The organism is Mesorhizobium norvegicum (assembly GCF_004919685.1).
GTDB classification, from domain to species: domain Bacteria; phylum Pseudomonadota; class Alphaproteobacteria; order Rhizobiales; family Rhizobiaceae; genus Mesorhizobium; species Mesorhizobium norvegicum.
In genome coordinates this window covers 17,193-36,833 of sequence record NZ_SMYZ01000144.1, presented here as the reverse complement: position 1 = coordinate 36,833, position 19,641 = coordinate 17,193, and the positions used below count along the sequence as shown (strand labels likewise).

19 protein-coding genes are annotated in these 19,641 nt (G+C 63.9%); 7 read left to right on the top strand and 12 right to left on the bottom strand.

The genetic code is table 11. From position 1 onward, the window contains the following. Positions 1 to 38: 38 nt before the first annotated feature. Positions 39 to 476, bottom strand: coding sequence for a DsrE family protein (locus FCU66_RS38990; protein WP_136615889.1), 438 nt, complete (start codon positions 474 to 476; stop codon positions 39 to 41). A gap of 102 nt (positions 477 to 578) precedes the next feature. Between FCU66_RS38990 and FCU66_RS38985 the strand changes: the two genes are divergently transcribed. Both FCU66_RS38985 and FCU66_RS38980 read left to right on the top strand, forming a co-directional pair. Beyond that, positions 579 to 1,682 carry a hypothetical protein gene (locus FCU66_RS38985; RefSeq protein WP_136615890.1) on the top strand — a complete coding sequence of 368 codons (1,104 nt, stop codon included), beginning with the start codon at positions 579 to 581 and terminating at the stop codon, positions 1,680 to 1,682. Between the two features lie 25 nt (positions 1,683 to 1,707). Then, positions 1,708 to 1,914, top strand: a complete 207-nt coding sequence (locus tag FCU66_RS38980) for an antitoxin (RefSeq protein ID WP_136615891.1) — start codon at positions 1,708 to 1,710, stop codon at positions 1,912 to 1,914. 277 nt (positions 1,915 to 2,191) lie between these two features. Here the strand turns inward: FCU66_RS38980 and FCU66_RS38975 are convergent, their stop codons facing one another. Continuing rightward, on the bottom strand, positions 2,192 to 3,139 hold the full coding sequence (locus FCU66_RS38975) for a cation diffusion facilitator family transporter (protein WP_136615892.1): 948 nt from the start codon (positions 3,137 to 3,139) through the stop codon (positions 2,192 to 2,194). A gap of 5 nt (positions 3,140 to 3,144) precedes the next feature. Beyond that, positions 3,145 to 5,334, bottom strand: coding sequence for an anthranilate synthase (locus FCU66_RS38970; RefSeq protein ID WP_136615893.1), 2,190 nt, complete (start codon positions 5,332 to 5,334; stop codon positions 3,145 to 3,147). Positions 5,335 to 5,654: 320 nt separating this feature from the next. On the opposite strand from FCU66_RS38970, the gene FCU66_RS38965 reads away from it, so the two are divergent. Further along, complete coding sequence (locus FCU66_RS38965) at positions 5,655 to 6,425, top strand: isocitrate lyase/PEP mutase family protein (RefSeq protein ID WP_136615894.1); 771 nt, start codon at positions 5,655 to 5,657, stop codon at positions 6,423 to 6,425. 43 nt (positions 6,426 to 6,468) lie between these two features. Here the strand turns inward: FCU66_RS38965 and FCU66_RS38960 are convergent, their stop codons facing one another. The 4 genes from FCU66_RS38960 to FCU66_RS38945 all read right to left on the bottom strand — a co-directional run bounded on the left by FCU66_RS38960 (position 6,469) and on the right by FCU66_RS38945 (position 10,750). Further along, the gene (locus FCU66_RS38960; RefSeq protein WP_136615895.1) at positions 6,469 to 7,524 is read right to left on the bottom strand and encodes a M14 family metallopeptidase; all 1,056 of its coding nucleotides are present in this window, start codon (positions 7,522 to 7,524) and stop codon (positions 6,469 to 6,471) included. Positions 7,525 to 7,611: 87 nt separating this feature from the next. After that, on the bottom strand, positions 7,612 to 8,790 hold the full coding sequence (locus tag FCU66_RS38955; RefSeq protein WP_136615896.1) for an MFS transporter: 1,179 nt from the start codon (positions 8,788 to 8,790) through the stop codon (positions 7,612 to 7,614). A 125-nt stretch (positions 8,791 to 8,915) separates the two neighbouring features. After that, complete coding sequence (locus FCU66_RS38950) at positions 8,916 to 10,292, bottom strand: FAD-containing oxidoreductase (protein ID WP_136615897.1); 1,377 nt, start codon at positions 10,290 to 10,292, stop codon at positions 8,916 to 8,918. After that, complete coding sequence (locus FCU66_RS38945; RefSeq protein ID WP_136615898.1) at positions 10,289 to 10,750, bottom strand: DUF4126 domain-containing protein; 462 nt, start codon at positions 10,748 to 10,750, stop codon at positions 10,289 to 10,291. Before FCU66_RS38945 ends, FCU66_RS38950 begins: the two co-directional genes overlap by 4 nt. A gap of 186 nt (positions 10,751 to 10,936) precedes the next feature. Here FCU66_RS38945 and FCU66_RS38940 point away from each other — a divergent pair, with 186 nt between their 5' ends. Continuing rightward, a complete protein-coding gene (locus tag FCU66_RS38940) occupies positions 10,937 to 11,494 on the top strand; it encodes a sugar O-acetyltransferase (protein ID WP_136615899.1) in 558 nt (185 codons plus the stop codon). Here FCU66_RS38940 and FCU66_RS38935 read toward each other — a convergent pair. Then, positions 11,481 to 12,827: an ATP-binding protein gene (locus FCU66_RS38935; protein WP_136615900.1), complete on the bottom strand. Its 1,347-nt coding sequence runs from the start codon at positions 12,825 to 12,827 to the stop codon at positions 11,481 to 11,483. The two genes, FCU66_RS38940 and FCU66_RS38935, sit on opposite strands and share 14 nt — an antisense overlap. Next, on the bottom strand, positions 12,824 to 13,483 hold the full coding sequence (locus FCU66_RS38930) for a response regulator (RefSeq protein ID WP_136615901.1): 660 nt from the start codon (positions 13,481 to 13,483) through the stop codon (positions 12,824 to 12,826). The genes FCU66_RS38935 and FCU66_RS38930 overlap by 4 nt, the downstream gene beginning before the upstream one ends. Positions 13,484 to 13,649: 166 nt before the next feature. On the opposite strand from FCU66_RS38930, the gene FCU66_RS38925 reads away from it, so the two are divergent. Further along, positions 13,650 to 13,916 (top strand): PepSY domain-containing protein, encoded by a 267-nt coding sequence (locus FCU66_RS38925; RefSeq protein WP_136615902.1) that lies wholly within the window; start codon positions 13,650 to 13,652, stop codon positions 13,914 to 13,916. Positions 13,917 to 13,921: 5 nt separating this feature from the next. Continuing rightward, positions 13,922 to 14,482, top strand: a complete 561-nt coding sequence (locus FCU66_RS38920) for a cytochrome b/b6 domain-containing protein (RefSeq protein ID WP_136615903.1) — start codon at positions 13,922 to 13,924, stop codon at positions 14,480 to 14,482. A 60-nt stretch (positions 14,483 to 14,542) separates the two neighbouring features. On the opposite strand, the gene FCU66_RS38915 is transcribed toward FCU66_RS38920, so the two are convergent. Next, complete coding sequence (locus FCU66_RS38915; protein WP_136615904.1) at positions 14,543 to 15,538, bottom strand: GlxA family transcriptional regulator; 996 nt, start codon at positions 15,536 to 15,538, stop codon at positions 14,543 to 14,545. Positions 15,539 to 15,665: 127 nt separating this feature from the next. On the opposite strand from FCU66_RS38915, the gene FCU66_RS38910 reads away from it, so the two are divergent. Further along, on the top strand, positions 15,666 to 16,310 hold the full coding sequence (locus tag FCU66_RS38910) for a cysteine hydrolase family protein (protein ID WP_136615905.1): 645 nt from the start codon (positions 15,666 to 15,668) through the stop codon (positions 16,308 to 16,310). Between the two features lie 67 nt (positions 16,311 to 16,377). On the opposite strand, the gene FCU66_RS38905 is transcribed toward FCU66_RS38910, so the two are convergent. Together FCU66_RS38905 and FCU66_RS38900 are read right to left on the bottom strand one after the other, a co-directional pair. Continuing rightward, positions 16,378 to 18,057, bottom strand: a complete 1,680-nt coding sequence (locus FCU66_RS38905; RefSeq protein WP_136615906.1) for a formate--tetrahydrofolate ligase — start codon at positions 18,055 to 18,057, stop codon at positions 16,378 to 16,380. 391 nt (positions 18,058 to 18,448) lie between these two features. Next, the gene (locus FCU66_RS38900) at positions 18,449 to 19,573 is read right to left on the bottom strand and encodes a DUF2333 family protein (RefSeq protein ID WP_136615907.1); all 1,125 of its coding nucleotides are present in this window, start codon (positions 19,571 to 19,573) and stop codon (positions 18,449 to 18,451) included. Positions 19,574 to 19,641 lie beyond the last annotated feature (68 nt).

Genomic DNA, 19,641 nt, shown 5'->3' with positions numbered 1-19,641 from the left:
TTGCCGATCAGGACACTAGCTGCCCCGGTGTTCAAGCCTCAGGGGCGCAGATAGGCGTAGCCCTGGCCTTGCAGTTCGGCGAGCTTGACGACGCCGCCCTTGTCGGCGGCATGGAAACCGGCGAGCAGGTCTGCGAGTGAAATATCCATGCCTTGCATGGTGTTGGCGCAGGCCTGGGATTCCAGCCCCTGCTGCACCAGGCCGGCGAAGCGCCCGGAAATCGCGGCCGATATGCCTTTCGACTTGAAGGCGGCCAAGGCCGGACCATGCACCACCAGCACGATGTCGACATTGCCGCCGGTGCCGTCATAGTGGTTCTTGATGTTGCCGAGCACGAAATTGACCTTGTCGACGTCGCTCAAGTGATAGGCAACCTTCTGCCTGGCAGGCTCCGTCGCCGCGGCCTGCACCGCCCGCAGGCCAAGAAGCGTTCCGGTTCCGGCAAGAACCGCGCGGAACATATCGCGCCGGCGCATGGCATACTCCTCCGCTTGGCGGCTCACCGCGAATTGCGTGGCTGCGGCCGCAATACTAGCATAACTTGACGTTACGTCCTGTCGATGCGGAGGAGAGGTCACATGGCGTTCGGGGTGGGGGAATGGAAGACGGTCGCCGGCGCCGGGTTTGGCGTTGCGCTGCTTGGCACACTTGCCGGTTCGGCCTTCGCCGACGATGCGCTGAAGCTCACCGAACTCAGCCCGAACGGCGCAGATGCCTGCTTCGGCCGGATCTATGACGCCGCGCACCTCAAGGCGCATCCGAAGCAGAAGGTGGCGCGGATCTTCTTCCTCTATGGGCACGACCCGGTCAGCCGCCCGAACGAGGAGCCGCCGACAAACTCCGACTCGTCCTATAACGGCTTTATCGCCACCACGGTGCGGGGCGCCAAGGCGCCGGAATGGGCGAGCGGCTGGTGCAATCGCGAGTCCGAGGACGGAAAGAGCGGTCCGATCCGTTGCGGCATGGACTGCGACCGCACCATGGCCTCGCTGAAGCTCGATGACAAAGGCCGTCTGATCCTCACCGATGTCTCGGCCGATCTTTATCTCGACGCAGGATCGGAAGATGAACTCGGTGAAGCCGAATATGACAGGCAGGCGCTGGGCAGCGAGGACGACAATTTCCGCCTCGACCCGATGCCGGCAGCGACCTGCAAGGCGGAGTTCGCGCGCATCGATCCGATCGCCCCTGCGCTCGGAGCCCCACTGCGCGAGCGGCTGAAGCCGGACCAGGCCTTTTGCTATGGGCGCGATTATGATGCAGCGCATCTCGGCTCGCACCCCAACCAGCTGACGCAGTCGATCCGGGTCTTCCGCGGACCGGTGGAACTGGCGTCCTTCGCCGCGGGCGGCGACGCCGCCAACTGGCCAGACGGCGCCGACATTGCCGTTACGGTCACCACACGGCAGAAATCGGCCAAAGTCACGCAGACCTATTCCTGCCAGGGCGAGGCCGACCAGTGGCGCTGCGCGGCCAGCTCGAAGATGAGCGATTTCTCCTGCGACATCGCGCAGAAGGAGATTTTCCTCAAGCGCGGCGCCAACGGCACCATGATGCTGGCCAATCCCAACAGCGCACTCGCGATCGTCGACCTGTGTTCGAAGGCCGCCGACGGCAAGACGAAATCCGACGACAAGGTCTATCGGCTGCAGCCAATGCCGCAATCGGCCTGCGCGCCTTGATCGTTTGGGCTCTGGAGGAGGGCGAATGGACAAGGCGAAGGTGTTCTGGTCAGGCCGATCGCAAGCGGTGCGCTTGCCCAAGGAGTTCCGTTTCGAAACAGATGAGGTATCAATCCGCCGCCAAGGCCGAACTATCATCCTCGAGCCGCTTGCCCAGGACTGGGCTTGGCTGGACGGTTTGACCGGGCCGCTTGACGACGATTTTGTCGAGGCAGCTTTGGAAGGCCGATAGAGATTGTCTCATCGGCGCAGAAGTTTTCGCGGTACGCCTGTCGCTTCGTCATCCTATGGCGGAGCAAGGAGCGAAGCGACGCGGCGCAGACCATAGGATCCATGCCGTGACATCCGAGCGCTGCTGCGGTGCAGAATTCTGTTCCGCTGCACTTTACGGCCAAGGTCGCGGCATGGATCCTCGGGTCTCCGCGACGGAGCTTCGCTCCTGCTCCGCCCGTGGATGACGAAGTCGAGAGGCTTCGGCCAATTTTCCAAGGTCGTGACGGAGGATCGCCTCAGGCGAACGGCACCGCCGTCGTGCCCTTCGGCAGCTTCGCCTCGTCGTCGGGCTCGACATGGATGGTGACGCGCACCGAGGGGATTTCGGCCTTCAGCGCGTCCTCGATGCGGTCGCAAATCACGTGGCTGGCGCCGACCGACATGTCGGCGTCGACGACCAGGTGGAACTCGATGAAGGTGGCGCGGCCGGCGATGCGCGTCTTGAGGTCGTGAACCTCGAGCGCGCCCTTGCAGTTGGCCGAGATGACGTCGCGGATGTGCATGTGTTCTGCCGTATCGACGGCGCGGTCCATCAGGCCGTTCATCGACGAGCCGATGACATGCCAGCCCTGCCACAGGATGTTCAGCGCCACGAGGACGGCAAGCGCCGGATCAAGGATCTGCCAGCCGGTCAGGATCGCTCCGACAAGGCCGCCGAAGACGCCAATCGAGGTGACCACGTCGGTCATGATGTGGTTGCCGTCGGCGACCAGCGCCGGCGATTTCTCGGCCCTGCCGGCGCGGATCAGCGTCCAGGCCCAGAACGCATTGATGACCGTGGCGACGCCGTTGACGGCAAGACCTTCCCAGGGCTGTTCCAGGGGCGCCGGCGTCTGCCAGGAGCGCCAGACCTCGTTGAGGATCAACAGCGCGGCGAGCACGATCAGCACGCCTTCGAGCACCGCCGAGAAGTACTCGGCCTTGTGATGGCCGAACGGGTGATCCTGGTCGGCCGGCTTGTAGCTGACCTGGATCGCCCAGAAGGCGGCGGCCGAGGCAATGACGTTGACGATCGATTCCAGCGCGTCCGAATAGAGCGCCACCGAGCCGGTGACGTACCAGGCGGCGGCCTTCAGCGCGAGCACGACAAAGGCGACAACGATCGACCAGAAGGCGAGGTTGGCGACCTTGCGCTTCGCAGCCGCCTTGGCCGCGATCGCCATCGTGTTCTCGGCTTCAGCCATGATCGTCAGGCGGCCTTTTCCTTGGCCTTGCGCGGCAGGTGGGCGACGATGTTCTCGATGATGCGCATGCCGGCATTGTGGCCGAGCGTCATGATCGATTCCGGGTGGAATTGCACCGCGGCGATAGGCTCCTTGCGGTGCTCGAAGGCCATGATGACGCCGTCCTCGGTTTCGGCGGTGACGATGAAATCGTCGGGCAACCGCACCGGATCGGCGAAGATCGAGTGATAGCGGCCAACGGTGACTTCCTTGGGCAGGCCGGAGAAGATGATGCCCGGCTTCGAGACGCGGATGCGCGACGGCTTGCCGTGCATCGGCACATGCAGCTGCCTGAGCTCGCCGCCATAGGCTTCGGCCAGCGCCTGCAGGCCAAGGCAAACGCCGAAGATCGGCAGATCACGGGCGCGCGCTCGTCTGATGGTCGCGGCGCAATCGAAATCCTTCGGCGTGCCGGGACCGGGCGACAGCACGACAAGGTCGGGCTTCAGCCTGTCGAACACCTCCTCGGGAACCGGCGTGCGCACGGTCGAGACATTGGCGCCGGTCTGGCGGAAATAATTGGCCAGCGTGTGGACGAAACTGTCCTCGTGGTCGACGAGCAGGATGTTGACGCCGTCGCCGACGCGCGCGGTGGTGCGCTCGGTGCTGGCGGAATTGCCGGTCTTGGCGTCGCGGATGGCGGAGAGCATGGCGGATGCCTTCAGTTCGGTTTCGGCTTCTTCTTCCTCGGGAATGCTGTCGAAGAGCAATGTGGCGCCGGCGCGCACTTCGGCAATGCCGTCCTTGATGCGGATGGTGCGCAAGGTGAGGCCGGTGTTCATGTCGCCGTTGAAATTGACCATGCCGATCGCGCCGCCATACCAGGCGCGCGGGCTCTTCTCGTTCTGTTCGATGAAACGCATGGCCCACAGCTTCGGCGCGCCGGTGACGGTGACCGCCCAGGCGTGCGACAGGAAGGCGTCGAAAGCATCCATGCCTTCGCGAAGGCGGCCTTCGATGTGGTCCACGGTGTGGATCAGGCGCGAATACATCTCGATCTGGCGGCGGCCGATGACGCGCACCGAACCCGGCTCGCAGACCCGCGACTTGTCGTTGCGGTCAACGTCCGAGCACATGGTGAGCTCGGATTCGTCCTTCTTCGAGTTGAGCAGTTTCAGGATCTGCTCGGAGTCGGAAATGGCGTCGTCGCCGCGCTTGATGGTGCCCGAGATCGGGCAGGTCTCGACGCGGCGGCCGTTGACGCGCACGAACATTTCGGGCGAGGCGCCGATCAGATATTCGCCTTCGCCCAGATTGATGAAGAAGGAATAGGGCGAGGGGTTGATGGCCTTCAGCTTGCGCGAAATCTCGGATGGCTGCGTCTCGCAGCGCTCATAGAACATCTGGCCGGGCACGACCTCGAACAGGTCGCCGCGCTTGAACGAATCCATCGCCTTGCGCACCAGATTGGCGTATTCGCCCGGTTCATGGTCGCCGCGCGGCGGGATGCGGTCGGGGCTCTTGAACGGCTCGACGATTTCGTCGCGCGGCAGCCCCTGCGTCGAAAACCCGTCGCCGGCATAGTCGTAGCGGTCGGTCCAGGCCTTGGCCGAATAATGGTCGACGACCAGGATCTCGTCGGGCAGGAACAGCACCAGGTCGCGCTGGCTTGGCTTGCGCTCGAGCTTGTAGTCAACCGGGTCGAACTGGAAGGCGAGGTCGTAGCCGAACGCGCCGTAGAGACCAAGATTGGCGTCTTCCTCGGTCTTGAACAGAGCGGTGATGGCGCGCAGCACGGTAAACACCGAGGGGACCCGGCTGCGCTCTTCTTCGGTGAAGACACGGCCGGGCTTGGCGACGTCGAGGCGGATGAGTTTTTTCGACGTCTCGGCGATGGTGACATCAGCCAGGCTGGCGAGCACCTTGCCGATGACCGGCAACAGCACCTCGCCACGGCCGTTCAGCGCCTCGATGCGCATGGCGCGGCCACGCGCGGAGATGACCAGCGGCGGATCGATGATGGCGGTGTCCCAGCGGGTGTAGCGGCCGGGATATTCATAGTTCGAGGAAAACACAGCGCCACGGCGCGAATTCAAGCCGTCGACGTAAGCGTCGATCGCACCCGCATAGGGCCGGTCGTGGCGCTCGCGGGTGATGGTGATGCCACCCGCGGTCACGAAACTTTCCGCCCCGTTTTCCAGAACCTTCATCGTCATTGCCGTCTCCATCAGCTTCTTGGGGCAACGGACCCGGGACTGGCTTGGAAAAAACAAATGGCCGCCCGGACTTTCCGTTGCGGCCACCCTCTCTTTTCACGCACGCGCGTTCGAACAGGCCGCTGTCAGCAGGCCCACCACCAAATGGTCTTGGTCGAACGCATGTTCATGGCGAAATCCATAGCCGCGAAAAACCGGATGCGCAACTGATTTGAAAGCCTGTCCGGTGGCCGCCGCTTCTACGCTTCATGGCACATCGCCAGAGTTGGCAGTCCCGCCTAGATTGTACATCCCAACAGCAGGAAGACGGGAAAAGACCAATGACCGAGCAGATCGAGCGCGCGCGGACGTTTCATTCCCTCCACGTCAGGGGAAACCCGATCGTTCTCTACAATGCCTGGGATCCGGGCTCGGCCAAGATCGTCGAGAAGGCGGGCGCCAAGGCGATCGCCACGGGAAGCTGGCCGGTCGCGGCCGCGTTCGGCTACGCCGATGGCGAGAAAATCCCGCTGGAGCTGGCGCTCGACAACATCAAGCGCATCGTCGGGTCGGTCGACCTGCCGGTGACCATGGACCTCGAGGGCGGTTACGGCGTCGATCCGGAAATCGTTGCTCGCACGGTAACGTTGGCGCTGCGGGCCGGCGCTATTGGTTTCAATTTCGAGGATCAGATTGTTGGTGGCAGCGGCCTGCATGACATTGCTGTCCAGGTAAAACGCATCGAAGCCGCGGCGGCGGCCGTCAAGGCTTCCGGCATACCGGCGTTCATCAACGCCCGAACCGACATCTTTCTCAAGGCGAAACCGGATGCGCATGATGACGTCCTGCTCGACCAGGCCATCGAGCGCGCACAGGCCTTCGAAAAAGCCGGTGCGCACGGCTTCTTTGCGCCGGGTCTTGGCGATGAGGGCCTGATCGAGACGCTCTGCAAGGCAATTGCGTTGCCGGTCAACATCATTGCGCTGGCGCACGTGCCGCCGCGCCAGCGGCTGGCGGAACTCGGCGTCGCTCGCATCAGCCATGGCCCAGTGCCTTACCGGCAGATGGCCGAATGGCTGGAGGCCAAGGCGCGGCAGGCTATTTCTGGATAGGACGAAGCTATGGGTGCTTCGACAACACCAAGCAACTGCGTCCTCAATCCTCCAGCGTGCCCGACCTGGCGTCGGTGCTCTTCTTGTCGCCGACCAGCTTCAACAGGTCCTCGCCGGCGCGGATGATGCGGCGCGAGCGGCGGGTCAGGATGATGCCGTCCTGTGGTGCGAAGACTTCGGTGCGGCCATCGGGTTCACCCGGTGCATGGACGATGGTGGCGAGGCGAGCGCCCTTGGCGACGCGATCGCCGGGCTTCACGTCGTAGAGCACGGCACCCGCCCGTGGCGCCGGCATCATGTCGATGTTTTCCAACGGAGCCACAAAGCCGGTGAAGGGACCCGGCGTGAACAGGGCGCTGTCGGCGATCACGCCGCGCGCCACCAGCAGCCCGTAGAGGCCGTCGGCGTCGGCGGCGGCCAAGGCGCCGTCGACATCGAGGATGCCGCGATATTCGACCGTGGTGGCGACGCGGCGGTCGAGCTTCGCTACGTCAGCTGGAACGTTCTGGTAGGGCATGATCGAGGCGCCCTCGAAGGTGCCGTCGGTGTCTTCGCTCCACAGCACGACCGCGTCGACGCCCATGGCGGCGGCGCAATCGGCCATTGCCGGCCACAGGCTGGTGTGGACGTAGAGATAGGCGAGGCCTTCGTCATCGCAGTGCAGGTCGAGCACGATGTCATGGCCGAGCGACAATTGCACCAGCCGGGTCTTCAGCCGCTGGTCGACGCTGCCAAGGGCGGTGTCGGGCAAGAGGGCCGCGTCGGGCGCGGCGAGCAGCGGAAAGCCGCGGTTGAAATTGGTGCGCGTGCCCAGATGGAAGCGGCCCTGATGCTCGCCGAAATGATATTGCGCCCGGCCGATCGGATTGGCCCAGGGCACGATGGTGATGTCGCCCTTGATGCGGCCTTCGGCTTCCGCCTTGTTGAGGATCGGCATCAGTGCGTCGATGGCGACGACGCCCGGCAATTCGCCGGCATGGAGCGCTGCCTGCAGATAGGCGGAAGGGGCGGCCTTGTCCGCGCCCGCAAAGCGGAACAGCGGGAATTCATAGGAAACGCCTTCGCTTTCGCCGGCGATGCGCTCGATCGATTTCTGCATGACTTCCTCCATCAAGAGCATGAGACATGCCCATTTGAAGGCGTCGATGTCGATTGGTCCAGCCTGCCGCGCTATGGGCGCAAGCGGTTACTCTGCGGGAGCCTGAAGCGGGATGACGGGCGCGCGCCGGTCCAGCGCCTGCGACAGCACCGCGACGGTGACCGCCAACAGGGCAAGTGCTGCGCCGACCAGCGGCAGATTGGCATAGGAAACACCGGCGGAAAGGGCCACGCCGCCGATCCAGGCGCCGCTGGCATTGCCGACATTGAAGGCGCCCTGGTTCAGCGTGGCGGCGAGGTTCGGCCCTTCCGAGGCCGCCTCGACGACGCGGATTTGCAGCGGAGGGACGACGACGAAGATCAGCAGGCCCCAGAGGAAGACGATGCCGATAGCGACATTCGCGATGGCGCCGAACTGCATGAAACCGACGAACAGGAACGCCATCAAGAGCAGCGTGCCGATTACCGTTGGCATCAATTTCCAGTCGGCCAGCCTGCCGCCGATGATGTTGCCGATGGTCATGCCGGCGCCGAACAGCAGCAGCACCCAGGTGACCGCAGAGGTGGACAGGCCGGAGACGTCGGTCAAATAGGGTTTGATGTAGGTGAAGACGGCAAACAGGCTGGCCGAGGCAAGGGCTGCGATCAGCATCGCCAGCCACACCTGCAGTTTACCCAGCACGCGCAGCTCGCCGCGCAGGCCGCCGCTGCTCGGTTCAGCGACATCGGACGGCACCAGCCAGGCGATGGCCGCGACCGAGATCAGGCCGATGCCGACCACGGCGATGAATGTGGAGCGCCAGCCGAAAGCTTCGCCAAGCGCGGTGCCGGCGGGAACGCCCAGAATGTTTGAAAGCGTCAGGCCGGCGAACATCATCGCCATCGCGCTGGCGCGCTTGTTGCGTGGCACCAGGCTCGCGGCAACGACCGAGCCGATGCCGAAGAAGGCGCCGTGGCCGAAGGCGGTGAAGACGCGCGCCGCCATCAAGAGCCAGTAGGTGGGGGCGATGGCGCAGAACAGATTGCCGACGACGAACAGCGCGGCGAGACCAACCAGTACGGGCTTACGCGGCAAATGCGCGGTGGCCATGGCGACGATCGGGGCGCCGAAAACGACGCCCAGCGCATAGCCGGTAACCAGCAGGCCCGCCGAAGGAATGGACACGCCGAGATCGGCGGCGACCTCCGGCAGCAGGCCCATGATGACGAATTCGGTGGTGCCGATGCAGAAGGACGCAATGGCAAGCGCAAGGATCGGCAAGGGCATGGGGCGTCCAGACTGAATCGGTTCAAATTCAAGACTGAACGAAGGAACCCGCCGTGCGCAAGCTGCATTGCTGCAATGCAGCAATGCAGAAAAGGAAGGGCTTTGAAATGGGTTGCCGCAGGCTGTCACGCTAGCGGCTTCAGCTCCTGGGCAATGGTGGGCAGCAATTCCGAGACATTTGGATGGATGTGCACGGCACGCGCCAGCGTGTCGATGGGCGCCTTGGCGTACATCAGGTCGAGCACGCAATGCACCGCCTCGTCGCCGCCGGGGCCGAGCACCGAGCAGCCGAGGATCTCCCTGGTGTCGGCGTCGACCAGGATCTTCATGAAGCCCTGCGTCTCGCCCTTTTCGACGGCGCGGCCGACGCGGGTCATCGGCCGCTGGCCGACCAGCGCGCGACGGCCGGATTTCTTCACTGCGGCCTCGGTCATGCCGCAGCGGCCGAGCGGCGGGTCGATGTAGAGCGCATAGGCTTCGATGCGATCGCTGACCTTGCGCGGATCGTTGTCGAGCAAATTGGCGGCGACGATCTCATAGTCGTTGTAGGAGGTGTGGGTGAAGGCGCCCTTGCCGTTGCAGTCGCCCATCGCCCAGATGCCCGGCACGCTGCTGCGCAGCTGGTCGTCGACGGTGACGAAGCTGCGCTTGTCGACTTCGACGCCGGCCTTGTCGAGGCCGAGGTCGTCGGTGTTGGGCGTCCGCCCGAGGGCCAGCAGCACGTGCGAGCCGACCGCCGGCGGTTTGCCGGCCGAGAAGGTTACGGCAATGTCCTCACCCTGCTCGGCGAAACCGATGTCGTCGGCGCCAAGGTGAACGGCGATGCCTTCGTTTTCGAGAATCGACAGGATTGCGGCCGAGACGTCCTCGTCCTCGCGGCCGGTCAGGCGCGGGCTCTTCTCGATGACGGTGACTTCGCTACCGAAGCGGCGGAACATCTGCGCGAATTCGAGCGAGATGTAGCTGCCGCCGACGACGATGAGATGGCGCGGCAGCACGTCGAGATCCATCATCGACGAATTGGTCAGGTAGTCGATGTCGTGGATGCCGGGCAGGTCGGGCACCGAGGCGCGGCCGCCGGTGTTGAGGAAGATCTTTTCGGCGGTCAAAAGGTCGTCGCCGACACGAACCGTGTTGGCGGATTCGAAACGCGCATGGCCGCGATAGAGCGTACATTTGTCCATGCCGGCGATCCAGGTCTCGAGCCCGGTGCGGGCGTCGATCGTCACCTTGTCCTTGCGAGCCTTGATCCTGGCATAGTCGACGCCGATGGGGCCGTTGAGCGTCACACCATAGTCGGCGGCACGGCGCGCCAGATGCGCGGCATAGGCGCTGGCAACCATGGTCTTGGTCGGCATGCAGCCGGTGTTGACGCAGGTGCCGCCGACCAGCTTGCGCTCGATCAGCGCCACGCTCATGCCGGCGGCGTTCAGCCGTCCGGCCAGCGGAGGGCCGGCCTGTCCGGCACCGATGATGATGGCGTCGAAGGTCTTGGCCGTCATGCCACCGCCGCTACGATCAGCAGGCCGCCGATGATTGCCACCGCGTCCTCGATGAAGGCGGCGGGCGGATCCTTGCCGAAGGCGGCCGCCAGCCGGCCGCGTGCTTCGGCGCCACCCAGCGTGCCGATGACAGCGCCGATGGCGCCGGCGATTAGGCCGCCGATGGTGGCGCCACCGGTGGCGCCGATCACCGCACCGGTGAAAGCGCCCATGATGAGGCGGGCGCCGAATTGCTGCGGTACCTTACGGCTCGGCGTCGACGGCAACTGGTCGGTGACCAACTCGACAATGGCCAGGATGGTGAAGATGCCGACCGCGGCCCAATGGCTCATGAAGCTCGCCCAGGTGCCGGCGACCGGCAGCCAGCCGAGATAAGCGCCCCAGGCGACGGCGGCCGGCGCGGTCATGGCGCGAAGACCGGCAATGATGCCGATCAGAAGTGCTAGAATATACAGCACGGTCGATCCCCCTCGATCACCGGGCCAGGATAGTCCGGCAAGTGCAGGCTAGCATAGGTCAGGCATTTGACCAGCGCATGACTCCGAAAATCCGAATGGTTTTTGCGCCCGATGCCGTCGGGACGCTGGCACTTTCCCGTTCACTGCAATTGTGCTTTGGCAGTAACGTCACAGGGAGACACGGTCATGGCTGAAAGCGAGCGCGCGAAGATGGCGGCCGGCGAATGGTACACCTGCCTCGACGACGAACTGGAGGCTTTGCGGGTGACAGCGCGCGATGCGGTGTTCGAGCACAATTCGCTGCCGCCGCGGCAGCGCGGAAACCTCGGGCCGGGCTTGAAGGCACTGCTCGGCAAAGCCGGCGAGGGCACCCGTATCGAGGCGCCGTTCCATTGCGCTTACGGCTTCAACATCTTTCTCGGTGACGGCGTCTTCCTCAATGCCGGCTGCACCATTCTCGACACCGCAAGCGTGCGCATCGGCAAGGCAACGCTGCTTGGCCCCAATGTGCAGATCTACTGCGCCGAGCACCACAGGGAGGCCGCCGGGCGGCAAGCGGGACTGGAGATCGCCAGGCCGGTCGAAATCGGCGCCAATGCCTGGATCGGCGGCAGCGCCGTCATCCTTGGCGGCGTCAGCATCGGTGACGGTGCCGTCGTCGGCGCCGGCGCTGTGGTGACGCGCGACGTGGCCGCGAACACCACGGTGGTCGGCAATCCGGCGCGGGCGATCAAGGGTCGTTGACGTTACGCGGCGGGAATTGGATCGTTGCTTCAAAGCCGTCCTGCCGGCCGGATGCCGGTGAGTTCAGGACCAGCGTCGCATCGATCTGTTGCAGGATTTTGTTGACGATCGCCAGTCCGAGGCCCGATCCCTCGGCACGTGTTGCACCGCGTTCGAACCGTTTGACAAGATCGGCTGGGGCTGGAACCACCGGACCTTGGTTGATCACGCTGAGCCGGGCGTCCTCGTCGATCCGCACGACAACCTCGCCGCCTTCGGCGCCATGCCGCAAGGCATTCTCGATGAGATTGCGTAGGACGATGGCCAGTGCATCCGTGTCGATCGCGGCGTATGCCTTGGCCTTCGGCGTTTCAAGGCGAAGGCGGCCCTTGTTCTGGCCGCGCTGCTCGAAGTCTTCGACCACCAATGCCGCGACCGTGGCAAGATCGGCAGGCTTGCCGCCGACCGCCACTCCGGCATCGGCACGCGCCAGCTGCATCAGCTTTTCGGACAGGCCGGCGAGATCGGACAGGGCCGCCTTGATCTGGCGCGGGCGTTTTCTTGCCACCTCGTCCGGAGCTTCCGCGATCAGCCGCTCCGTCTGTGCCAGTGCGCCGGCGATCGGGGTGCGCAATTCATGCGCGGCGTTCGCGGTGAATTCCTTTTCGGCGTCGAGCGCCATATGCAGGCGCCGCATCAGGCTGTTGACCGACTTGGCGATGGCGGCGAGTTCGGAGGGCAGGTCCTCGGTGCGGATCGGAGCAAGGTTGTCGCCGTGGCGGGCGCTGATCTCGCTGCGCAGTGTCGCGATCGGCCTCAGGAAACGCGCCAGGGTCAGCCACGCGACAAGTGCGCTCAACGGGATGAGGATGACCATCGGTATCAGGAAGCCGGTGGCGGCCTCGAGCGTTTCCTCATTGCGCCTCGAATCGAGCTCGGCGACCTGGATGAAAACCGTGCCGCTGATTGCGGGCTCGGTGTAGATCCGCCAGCCGGCTGCTTCCGAGAAGCCCTGCGTGAGTTCGGCCGTGAGCGGCTCCGCGGGAGCATCATAGGAGTGTATGAGAACGCGGCCGCTGGCGTCCCGCACCTGAAAGATCAGGCGGCCGCCGTCATCATCCGAAACGGCCTCCGCCAGCCTTCGCGGCGATTGCGACGCCTCGCGCCCGAAAAGATCGTCGATGACCAGCGGCAGCAGCCGGCGCGCCGCTTCCTGCATGGAACTGTCCATGGCTTCGTTGATTTCACGATGCAGCGTGATGCTTCCCGTGCCCGCGGCGACAAGGCCGAAGGCGACCGTGACCAGGATCAGCGAGGCAACGAGGCGACCGGCAAGGCTGTTGAGCAGTCTCATGGGGATGCCAGGCGGTAGCCCAGCCCCCTTACCGTCGTGACGGCGTCGCGCCCGATCTTCTTGCGCAGGCGACTGACATAGACTTCGACGGTGTTGCTTTCGATCTCCGCGCCGAAGGCATAGAGCGCGTCCTCGATCTGGTTCTTGCCGACAGTCATGCCGGGCCGGCGCAAGAACTGCTCCAGCACCGCCCATTCGCGGGATGTCAGCATGGTCTCCGTGCCGTCCACGACGACGCGGCGGGCTGCCTGGTCGATTTCAACCGGCCCGAGCCGGATCAAAGGGTTCGGGTTTCCCGCGTAGCGGCGCGCAACCGCTGCGAGGCGCGCGGACAATTCGCCGAGATCAAACGGCTTGACCAGATAGTCGTCTGCTCCCGAATTCAGGCCCTCTATCCGGTCGGAGAGCTGGTCGCGCGCGGTCAGGATGATGACCGGCGTATCGGTGCCTCCACGGCGCAGAGTCTTCAGGAGTTCGAGGCCCTTGCCATCCGGCAGATGCAAATCGAGCAGGACGAGTTCATAGGAGACGACATGAAGGTGATCGCCGGCTTCGCCAAGCGTCGTGCTCCAGTCCACGGCATGGCCGTCGGCGGCGATGTGATCGCGCACCGCCTCGCCCAGTACCGGGTCGTCTTCGATCAGCAGAACGCGCACCTTGCCTCCATGTTCAGCAGCACGCTACCTCCATGCGGCACGAGGCTGACAGGAAGCTGAATGAAAGCCAATTGCGGCTTTTGGACAATGCAAGGTGCGTTCAGGCTGCTGTCAGGTTTCACGGCCAGGGTCCGCGACATCGGAATTGGCCGATGGAGAAAACAAGATGAAGACCTTGATCCTGACCGCGTTGGTGATGGCTTTTGCCGGGCCAGCCTTTGCCGCCGACAAATGCAATGTGCCGACCGACCAGTGGCAGCCGCGCGAAGCGCTGCAAAAGAAGCTTGAAAGCGAAGGCTGGAAAGTTCGCAGCATCAAGACGGAAAACGGCTGCTACGAAGCCAAGGCGCTCGACGCCGACGGCAAGAAGCTGGAAGCCGTCTTCAACCCCAAGACGCTCGAGTCGGTCGGCGCCGATTCCGACGACGGCTGATCGCCATGAACGCCACTGTTTCGACACGAGAACAATTGGTCAAGGTTTGGAGCCCCTACGTCCGCCTCTTTCACTGGTCGCTGGTCCTGTGCGTTGCGGTGGCGTGGCTTTCCTCCGGAGAGATCATGAAGGTGCATGAACTGGCCGGCTATTGCGCTGGAGTTCTGATTGCCTCGCGTTTGATTGCCGGGTTGGTGGGATCGGGATACACGCGCTTCCGCCAATTCGTGCGCGGGCCGCGCATGGTGGGCTTGTATCTCGCCGATGTGGCGCAGGGCCGTGAAAGGCGTTATCTCGGCCACAATCCCGCCGGTGGGGCCATGGTGCTGGCGCTTGTCGCTTGCGTCGCAGGAATTGCGCTTACCGGCTGGATGCAGACCACCGATGCCTGGTGGGGCGTGGCCGGGGTAGAGGACACGCACAAGATCCTGGGCAATGGTATCCTGGTGCTGGTCGGGCTTCATGTTGGTGGCGTGATGCTGGCCAGTCTGCGCCACGGCGAGAATCTTGTTCGCGCCATGGTCACCGGCCGCAAACGCGCGCCATCGCCGGAAGATGTCGCCTGAACCATGGAGACTGGAGATCCCAAGGGCGCCGCATCGATGCGCGCCCTTGGCCTTTCTATCTCAGTGCGAAAGGCCGCGCGCTATTGGTTCCTCCTGATCGGCCCGCCGGGAGAATTCCCGCCGGTACTGCGCCGGTGATGTCTTGAGCCTTGCGGCGAAATGCTGGCGCAGCGATGTGGCGCTGCCGAAGCCTGCCTCGAAGGCGACGATGTCCATCGATTTCTCCGTTGCCTCCAGCAACCGCTGCGCCAGTTCGATCCGCTGGCTGGCCAGCCATTCGCCGAAACTGGTGCCGATCGATTTCTGGAAGCGGCGGGTGAAGGTGCGCCGGGTCAGGCCGGCGGCCTCGGCGACGCGGTCCAGGCTGTGCGCCTCGCCAAGCGTCGCGCGAACCGCGTCGAGGGCCTGGGTGAAGCGGTCGGCGTCCGCGCTTCTTGCCACCGGATGCTCGATGAATTGCGCCTGGCCGCCCTGCCGATGCGGTGAAAGGACAATCTGGCGGGCGAGCCGGAGGGCTGCTTCCGCGCCATAGCGGGCGCGCACGATGTGGAGACAGCAGTCGAGGCCGGCGGCAACACCGGCCGAGGTCACGACATCGCCATTGTCGACATAGAGCACCGTGGCATCGACGGCGATGTCGGGATGGAGTGTTTGCAACTGTTCGGAATAGGCCCAATGCGTCGCGGCACGGCGGCCCGAAAGCAGCCCGGCCGCGGCGATGGCAAAGGTTCCCAGACACAGACCGACGATCAGCGCGCCGCGTTGGTGCGCCCGGCGCAGCGGCTCCATCAGCAGCGGCGACGCCGGCTCGCCGAGATGATGCCAGCTTGGGATGATGACGATATCGGCGCCGTCGAGCCCTTCGAGCCCATGCGGCGCGGCAACGGTCAGTCCGGCCTCGGTGTGGATCGGGCCGGCCTTGGCCGCACAGATGCGGAAGTCGAAGCGCGGCAGGCCAAGCGCCGTCCTGTCCTCGCCGAAGACCAGGCACGGCACGGAAAGATGGAACGGGCTGATGCCGTCGAAGGCGAGGACGGCAATGATCGGGTCGGTCATGGGTGCTTCCGGCAGTTGATGGCGGATTGTCCCAATTCTTTCGATTGATGTCAATCGGGCCACTTTCGGCAGCCCGGCAACCCGCCTATTTTCGGCCCATCGCATTCAAGCCGGAAAGGAAAACACCATGTCTGACCCAGCCAACACCACGCCGCGCCGGGCGCTGATCGTCGTCGACGTGCAGAACGACTATGACGGCGGCAATCTTGCCATCCAGCATCCGCCCTTCCGCGACAGCGTCGTCAATGTGGCACGCGCCATGGATGCGGCAGCAGCGGCCGGCATCAAGGTGGTGGTCGTCAAGCAGATGGCGCCCGAGACATCGCCGATCTTCGCCAAGGGCAGCCATGGCGGCGAACTGCATCCCGAGATCGCCAGGCGTGAGCGCGACCACTATGTCGAAAAGAACCTGCCCTCCGCCTTCACCGGCACCGATCTGGAGGACTGGCTGCGCGCCAATGCCATCGATACGATCACCGTGGTCGGCTACATGACGCATAATTGCGACCTGTCGACCATCATCCACGCCGTCCATATGGGCTTTGCCGTCGAGTTCCTGTCCGATGCGACCGGCTCGGTGCCTTACGCCAACAGCGCCGGTTATGCCTCGGCCGAGGAGATCCACCGTGTGGTGACAATCATCCTGCAGTCGCGCTTCGCCGCCGTGCTCAAGACCACCGAATGGGTCGAGTGCCTGAAGACAGGCGCGCTGCCGGAACGCGACACGATCTTCGGCTCCAACCAGCGGGCGCTGTCGCGCAACGCCGCGTAGGACTATCCGAAAACAGAAAGGGCGCCGCATCGCGGCGGCGCCCTTTGCTGTTTTGAATTGAAGGATTTTAGAACAGGCCTTCGATCTGGCCGGCTTCGTTGAGGAAGATCTTTTCCGAGGACGGCGCCTTGGGCAGGCCGGGCATGGTCATGACCTCGCCGCAGATGATGACGACGAAGCCGGCGCCGGCCGAAAGCCTGACCTCGCGCACCGGCACGGTGTGGCCGGTCGGCGCGCCGCGCAGGTTCGGGTCGGTCGAGAAGGAGTACTGGGTCTTGGCCATGCAGACCGGCAGATGGCCATAGCCGGCCTGCTCCCAGGCGTGCAGCTGGTCGCGAACCGACTTGTCGGCGATTGCTTCGGAGCCGCGATAGATGCGCTGGACGATGGTGTTGATCTTCTCGAACAGCGGCATGGCATCGGGATAGAGCGGCGCGAACTGTGAAGCGCCGGATTCGGCCAGCGCCACCACCTTGTTGGCGAGCTCCTCGATGCCGGCCGAGCCGTGGGCCCAGTGCTTGCACAGGATCGCTTCTTCGCCCATCGAGGCGACATAGTCCTTCATCGCCTGGATCTCGGCGTCGGTGTCGGAATAGAAGTGGTTGATGGCAACCACCGCAGGGACGCCGAACTGGCGGATGTTCTCGATGTGGCGACCGAGGTTGGCGCAGCCCTTCTTCACCGCCTCGACGTTTTCCTTGCCGAGGTCTTCCTTCTTGACGCCGCCATTCATCTTCATGGCGCGCACGGTGGCGACGATGACCGCCGCCGCCGGCTTCAGTCCAGCCTTGCGGCACTTGATGTCGAAGAATTTTTCAGCGCCCAAATCGGCGCCGAAGCCGGCTTCGGTGACGACATAGTCGGCAAGCTTGAGTGCCGTCGTGGTGGCGACGACCGAATTGCAGCCATGCGCGATGTTGGCGAACGGGCCGCCATGGACGAAAGCCGGGTTGTTCTCCAGCGTCTGCACCAGATTGGGCTGCATGGCGTCCTTGAGCAGCACGGCCATGGCGCCGTCGGCCTTGAGGTCGCGGGCATAAACCGCCGACTTGTCGCGGCGGTAGGCGACGATGATGTCGCCGAGGCGCTTTTCAAGGTCCTTCAGGTCGGTGGACAGGCACAGAATGGCCATGACTTCGGAGGCGACGGTGATGTCGAAGCCGCCTTCGCGCGGGAAGCCATTGGCGACGCCGCCGAGCGAACAGATCATCTCGCGCAGTGCGCGGTCGTTCATGTCCATGACGCGGCGCCAGACGACGCGGCGGGTGTCGATGCCGAGCTCGTTGCCCCAGTAGATGTGGTTGTCGATCAGCGCCGAAAGCAGATTGTGCGCCGTGGTGATGGCGTGGAAGTCACCGGTGAAGTGGAGGTTCATGTCTTCCATCGGCACGACCTGCGCATAGCCGCCGCCGGCGGCACCGCCCTTGACGCCGAAGTTCGGGCCGAGCGAGGCCTCGCGGATGCAGACGATCGCCTTCTTGCCGATGCGGTTCAGGCCGTCACCAAGGCCGACCGTGGTCGTGGTCTTGCCTTCGCCGGCCGGCGTCGGGTTGATGGCGGTGACGAGGATCAGCTTGCCGTCCTTGTTACCCTTCACCGACTTGATGAATTCGGCTGATATCTTGGCCTTGTCGTGGCCGTAGGGCAGCAGGTGTTCGGTCGGGATGCCGATCTTCTGGCCGATCTCCTGGATCTGCTTTTTCTTGGCGCCGCGCGCGATCTCGATGTCGGACTTCACTTCGGCCATGACGGCTTTTCCTCTGGATTGGACGGTGGAGGGGACGGGTTTGATCTTACTGGCAAGCAGGTTGGAACCGGGCGCGGGCATGTTCTAACCATGTCGCTGCCACGGCGTCAACTTGCGTGCAACTATGTTTCCTCTAGAGAAAATTCCTCTGCGGACCGGCCGACTGTCGTCGGTTCTTCCCGGCTCCGTTGCCGCGCCGTATAGAAGCCAGAGGATGCGTCGCTCCGCCGTCTCAAAACAGCCGCGCAATGCACGGAATGCGACAGAGGCGACGGCGCAAATTCGCCATCGCAAGCCTAAAGCGCACCGCGCCTTAGGCTTTTATTTTTATGCATGTCGTTCTCCCAAAACCGGGACCACTTTTGGGCGACATGCATTGGGCTGAACAGCCTTATTGCGTCAGAACGTTGCTGATTTCGACCATGTTGGAGCGCACCCTGAGCACGTAGAAGCCCATCGTCGTCAGATGCGTCGGCAACAGCCAGCCATCCTCGCGGCCATTGGCGATGATGAAAGGCTGGATGCGCAGCGCCGAGACGAACTGTGCGTCCATCGTGTCCCACAGGCTCTGCAGATGCTTTTCCTTGATGACGTCCTCGAAGTCTGCCTGGGCACCCTTCATCAGGCCGTAATAAGCGTAGAGCTGGCCATAGGCGAACCAGTAGCGATCGTCGGCACGGAAATCGAACCAGCCGTTGTTGTGGTTTTCAGCGCGTTCCTTGAGGATGGCCGAGGTCGAGCCGATGTCCGAAGCGATACGATCGATATATTGTTTCAGATTGTCGGCGCGGGCATCGAAGGTCGCCTGACAGGTGGCCAGGCGGGCGTTGAAGGAACGCAGCTTGCGCACGGCGTCGCGGTAGTAACTCGGTGTCGGCGTCTTCGGACCGAACGGGCTCACGCCGAAATACCAGGTGTATTCGTCGAACTGCAGATTGCCGCGCGCGTCCTGCAGATCGGCATCGATCTGCGATGTGGTGCGGACCCGGCCGAGATTGTCGGCGAGTTCGGTCGCCGTGCGCCGCACCGCCTGGTTGATGCCGCGCTGGAACGAGGCCTTGTTGTCCATCCACGGTGTGTGGTCCCAGTCGATGCCGAACAGGCCAACCTTGTAGAGGATCATCGACGAGATCCAGGCATTCTGGTTGACGTTGAAGTCGGTCAGGTCGGCGGCGATCTGGGCAATGCCGGAGTTGCCGCAGGTCTTGGCGGTGTCCGTGCCGGCGCCGGCGGCAACCTGTTCGCCGGCGGATATGTTGCGCTTCTCGAACGTGTAGGTGTCGGGATAGTTCGGGTTGAAATTGTTCCACCACTGGGTGGCGTAGAAGAAGTTGGCGTAGAGGCCGATCAGCACCAGCAGAGCGACGCCGACCGCCGCCTTGAGGATCCAGCCGCGCTGCGTGTACCAGCGCCCGGCCCACAGGAACGGCCACAGGATCACGCCGATCAAAAGCCCGATGCCGCGGCCGATCCACTGGAAAATCCGGGTGAAGAAGTTCACGATCGGATCGAGCATGGCGATGTCACCCCCCTCAAAGCATGATGCCAAAAAGTTGCAGACTTTTTGGATAACATCATGCGCCA

Bases quoted from the DNA above. Each gene is read 5' to 3' on its own strand.
- FCU66_RS38990 (WP_136615889.1), bottom strand. From the start codon at position 476: ATGCGCCGGCGCGATATGTTCCGCGCGGTTCTTGCCGGAACCGGAACG.
- FCU66_RS38985 (WP_136615890.1), top strand. From the start codon at position 579: ATGGCGTTCGGGGTGGGGGAATGGAAGACGGTCGCCGGCGCCGGGTTT.
- FCU66_RS38980 (WP_136615891.1), top strand. From the start codon at position 1,708: ATGGACAAGGCGAAGGTGTTCTGGTCAGGCCGATCGCAAGCGGTGCGC.
- FCU66_RS38975 (WP_136615892.1), bottom strand. From the start codon at position 3,139: ATGGCTGAAGCCGAGAACACGATGGCGATCGCGGCCAAGGCGGCTGCG.
- FCU66_RS38970 (WP_136615893.1), bottom strand. From the start codon at position 5,334: ATGACGATGAAGGTTCTGGAAAACGGGGCGGAAAGTTTCGTGACCGCG.
- FCU66_RS38965 (WP_136615894.1), top strand. From the start codon at position 5,655: ATGACCGAGCAGATCGAGCGCGCGCGGACGTTTCATTCCCTCCACGTC.
- FCU66_RS38960 (WP_136615895.1), bottom strand. From the start codon at position 7,524: ATGCAGAAATCGATCGAGCGCATCGCCGGCGAAAGCGAAGGCGTTTCC.
- FCU66_RS38955 (WP_136615896.1), bottom strand. From the start codon at position 8,790: ATGCCCTTGCCGATCCTTGCGCTTGCCATTGCGTCCTTCTGCATCGGC.
- FCU66_RS38950 (WP_136615897.1), bottom strand. From the start codon at position 10,292: ATGACGGCCAAGACCTTCGACGCCATCATCATCGGTGCCGGACAGGCC.
- FCU66_RS38940 (WP_136615899.1), top strand. From the start codon at position 10,937: ATGGCTGAAAGCGAGCGCGCGAAGATGGCGGCCGGCGAATGGTACACC.
- FCU66_RS38935 (WP_136615900.1), bottom strand. From the start codon at position 12,827: ATGAGACTGCTCAACAGCCTTGCCGGTCGCCTCGTTGCCTCGCTGATC.
- FCU66_RS38925 (WP_136615902.1), top strand. From the start codon at position 13,650: ATGAAGACCTTGATCCTGACCGCGTTGGTGATGGCTTTTGCCGGGCCA.
- FCU66_RS38920 (WP_136615903.1), top strand. From the start codon at position 13,922: ATGAACGCCACTGTTTCGACACGAGAACAATTGGTCAAGGTTTGGAGC.
- FCU66_RS38915 (WP_136615904.1), bottom strand. From the start codon at position 15,538: ATGACCGACCCGATCATTGCCGTCCTCGCCTTCGACGGCATCAGCCCG.
- FCU66_RS38910 (WP_136615905.1), top strand. From the start codon at position 15,666: ATGTCTGACCCAGCCAACACCACGCCGCGCCGGGCGCTGATCGTCGTC.
- FCU66_RS38905 (WP_136615906.1), bottom strand. From the start codon at position 18,057: ATGGCCGAAGTGAAGTCCGACATCGAGATCGCGCGCGGCGCCAAGAAA.
- FCU66_RS38900 (WP_136615907.1), bottom strand. From the start codon at position 19,573: ATGCTCGATCCGATCGTGAACTTCTTCACCCGGATTTTCCAGTGGATC.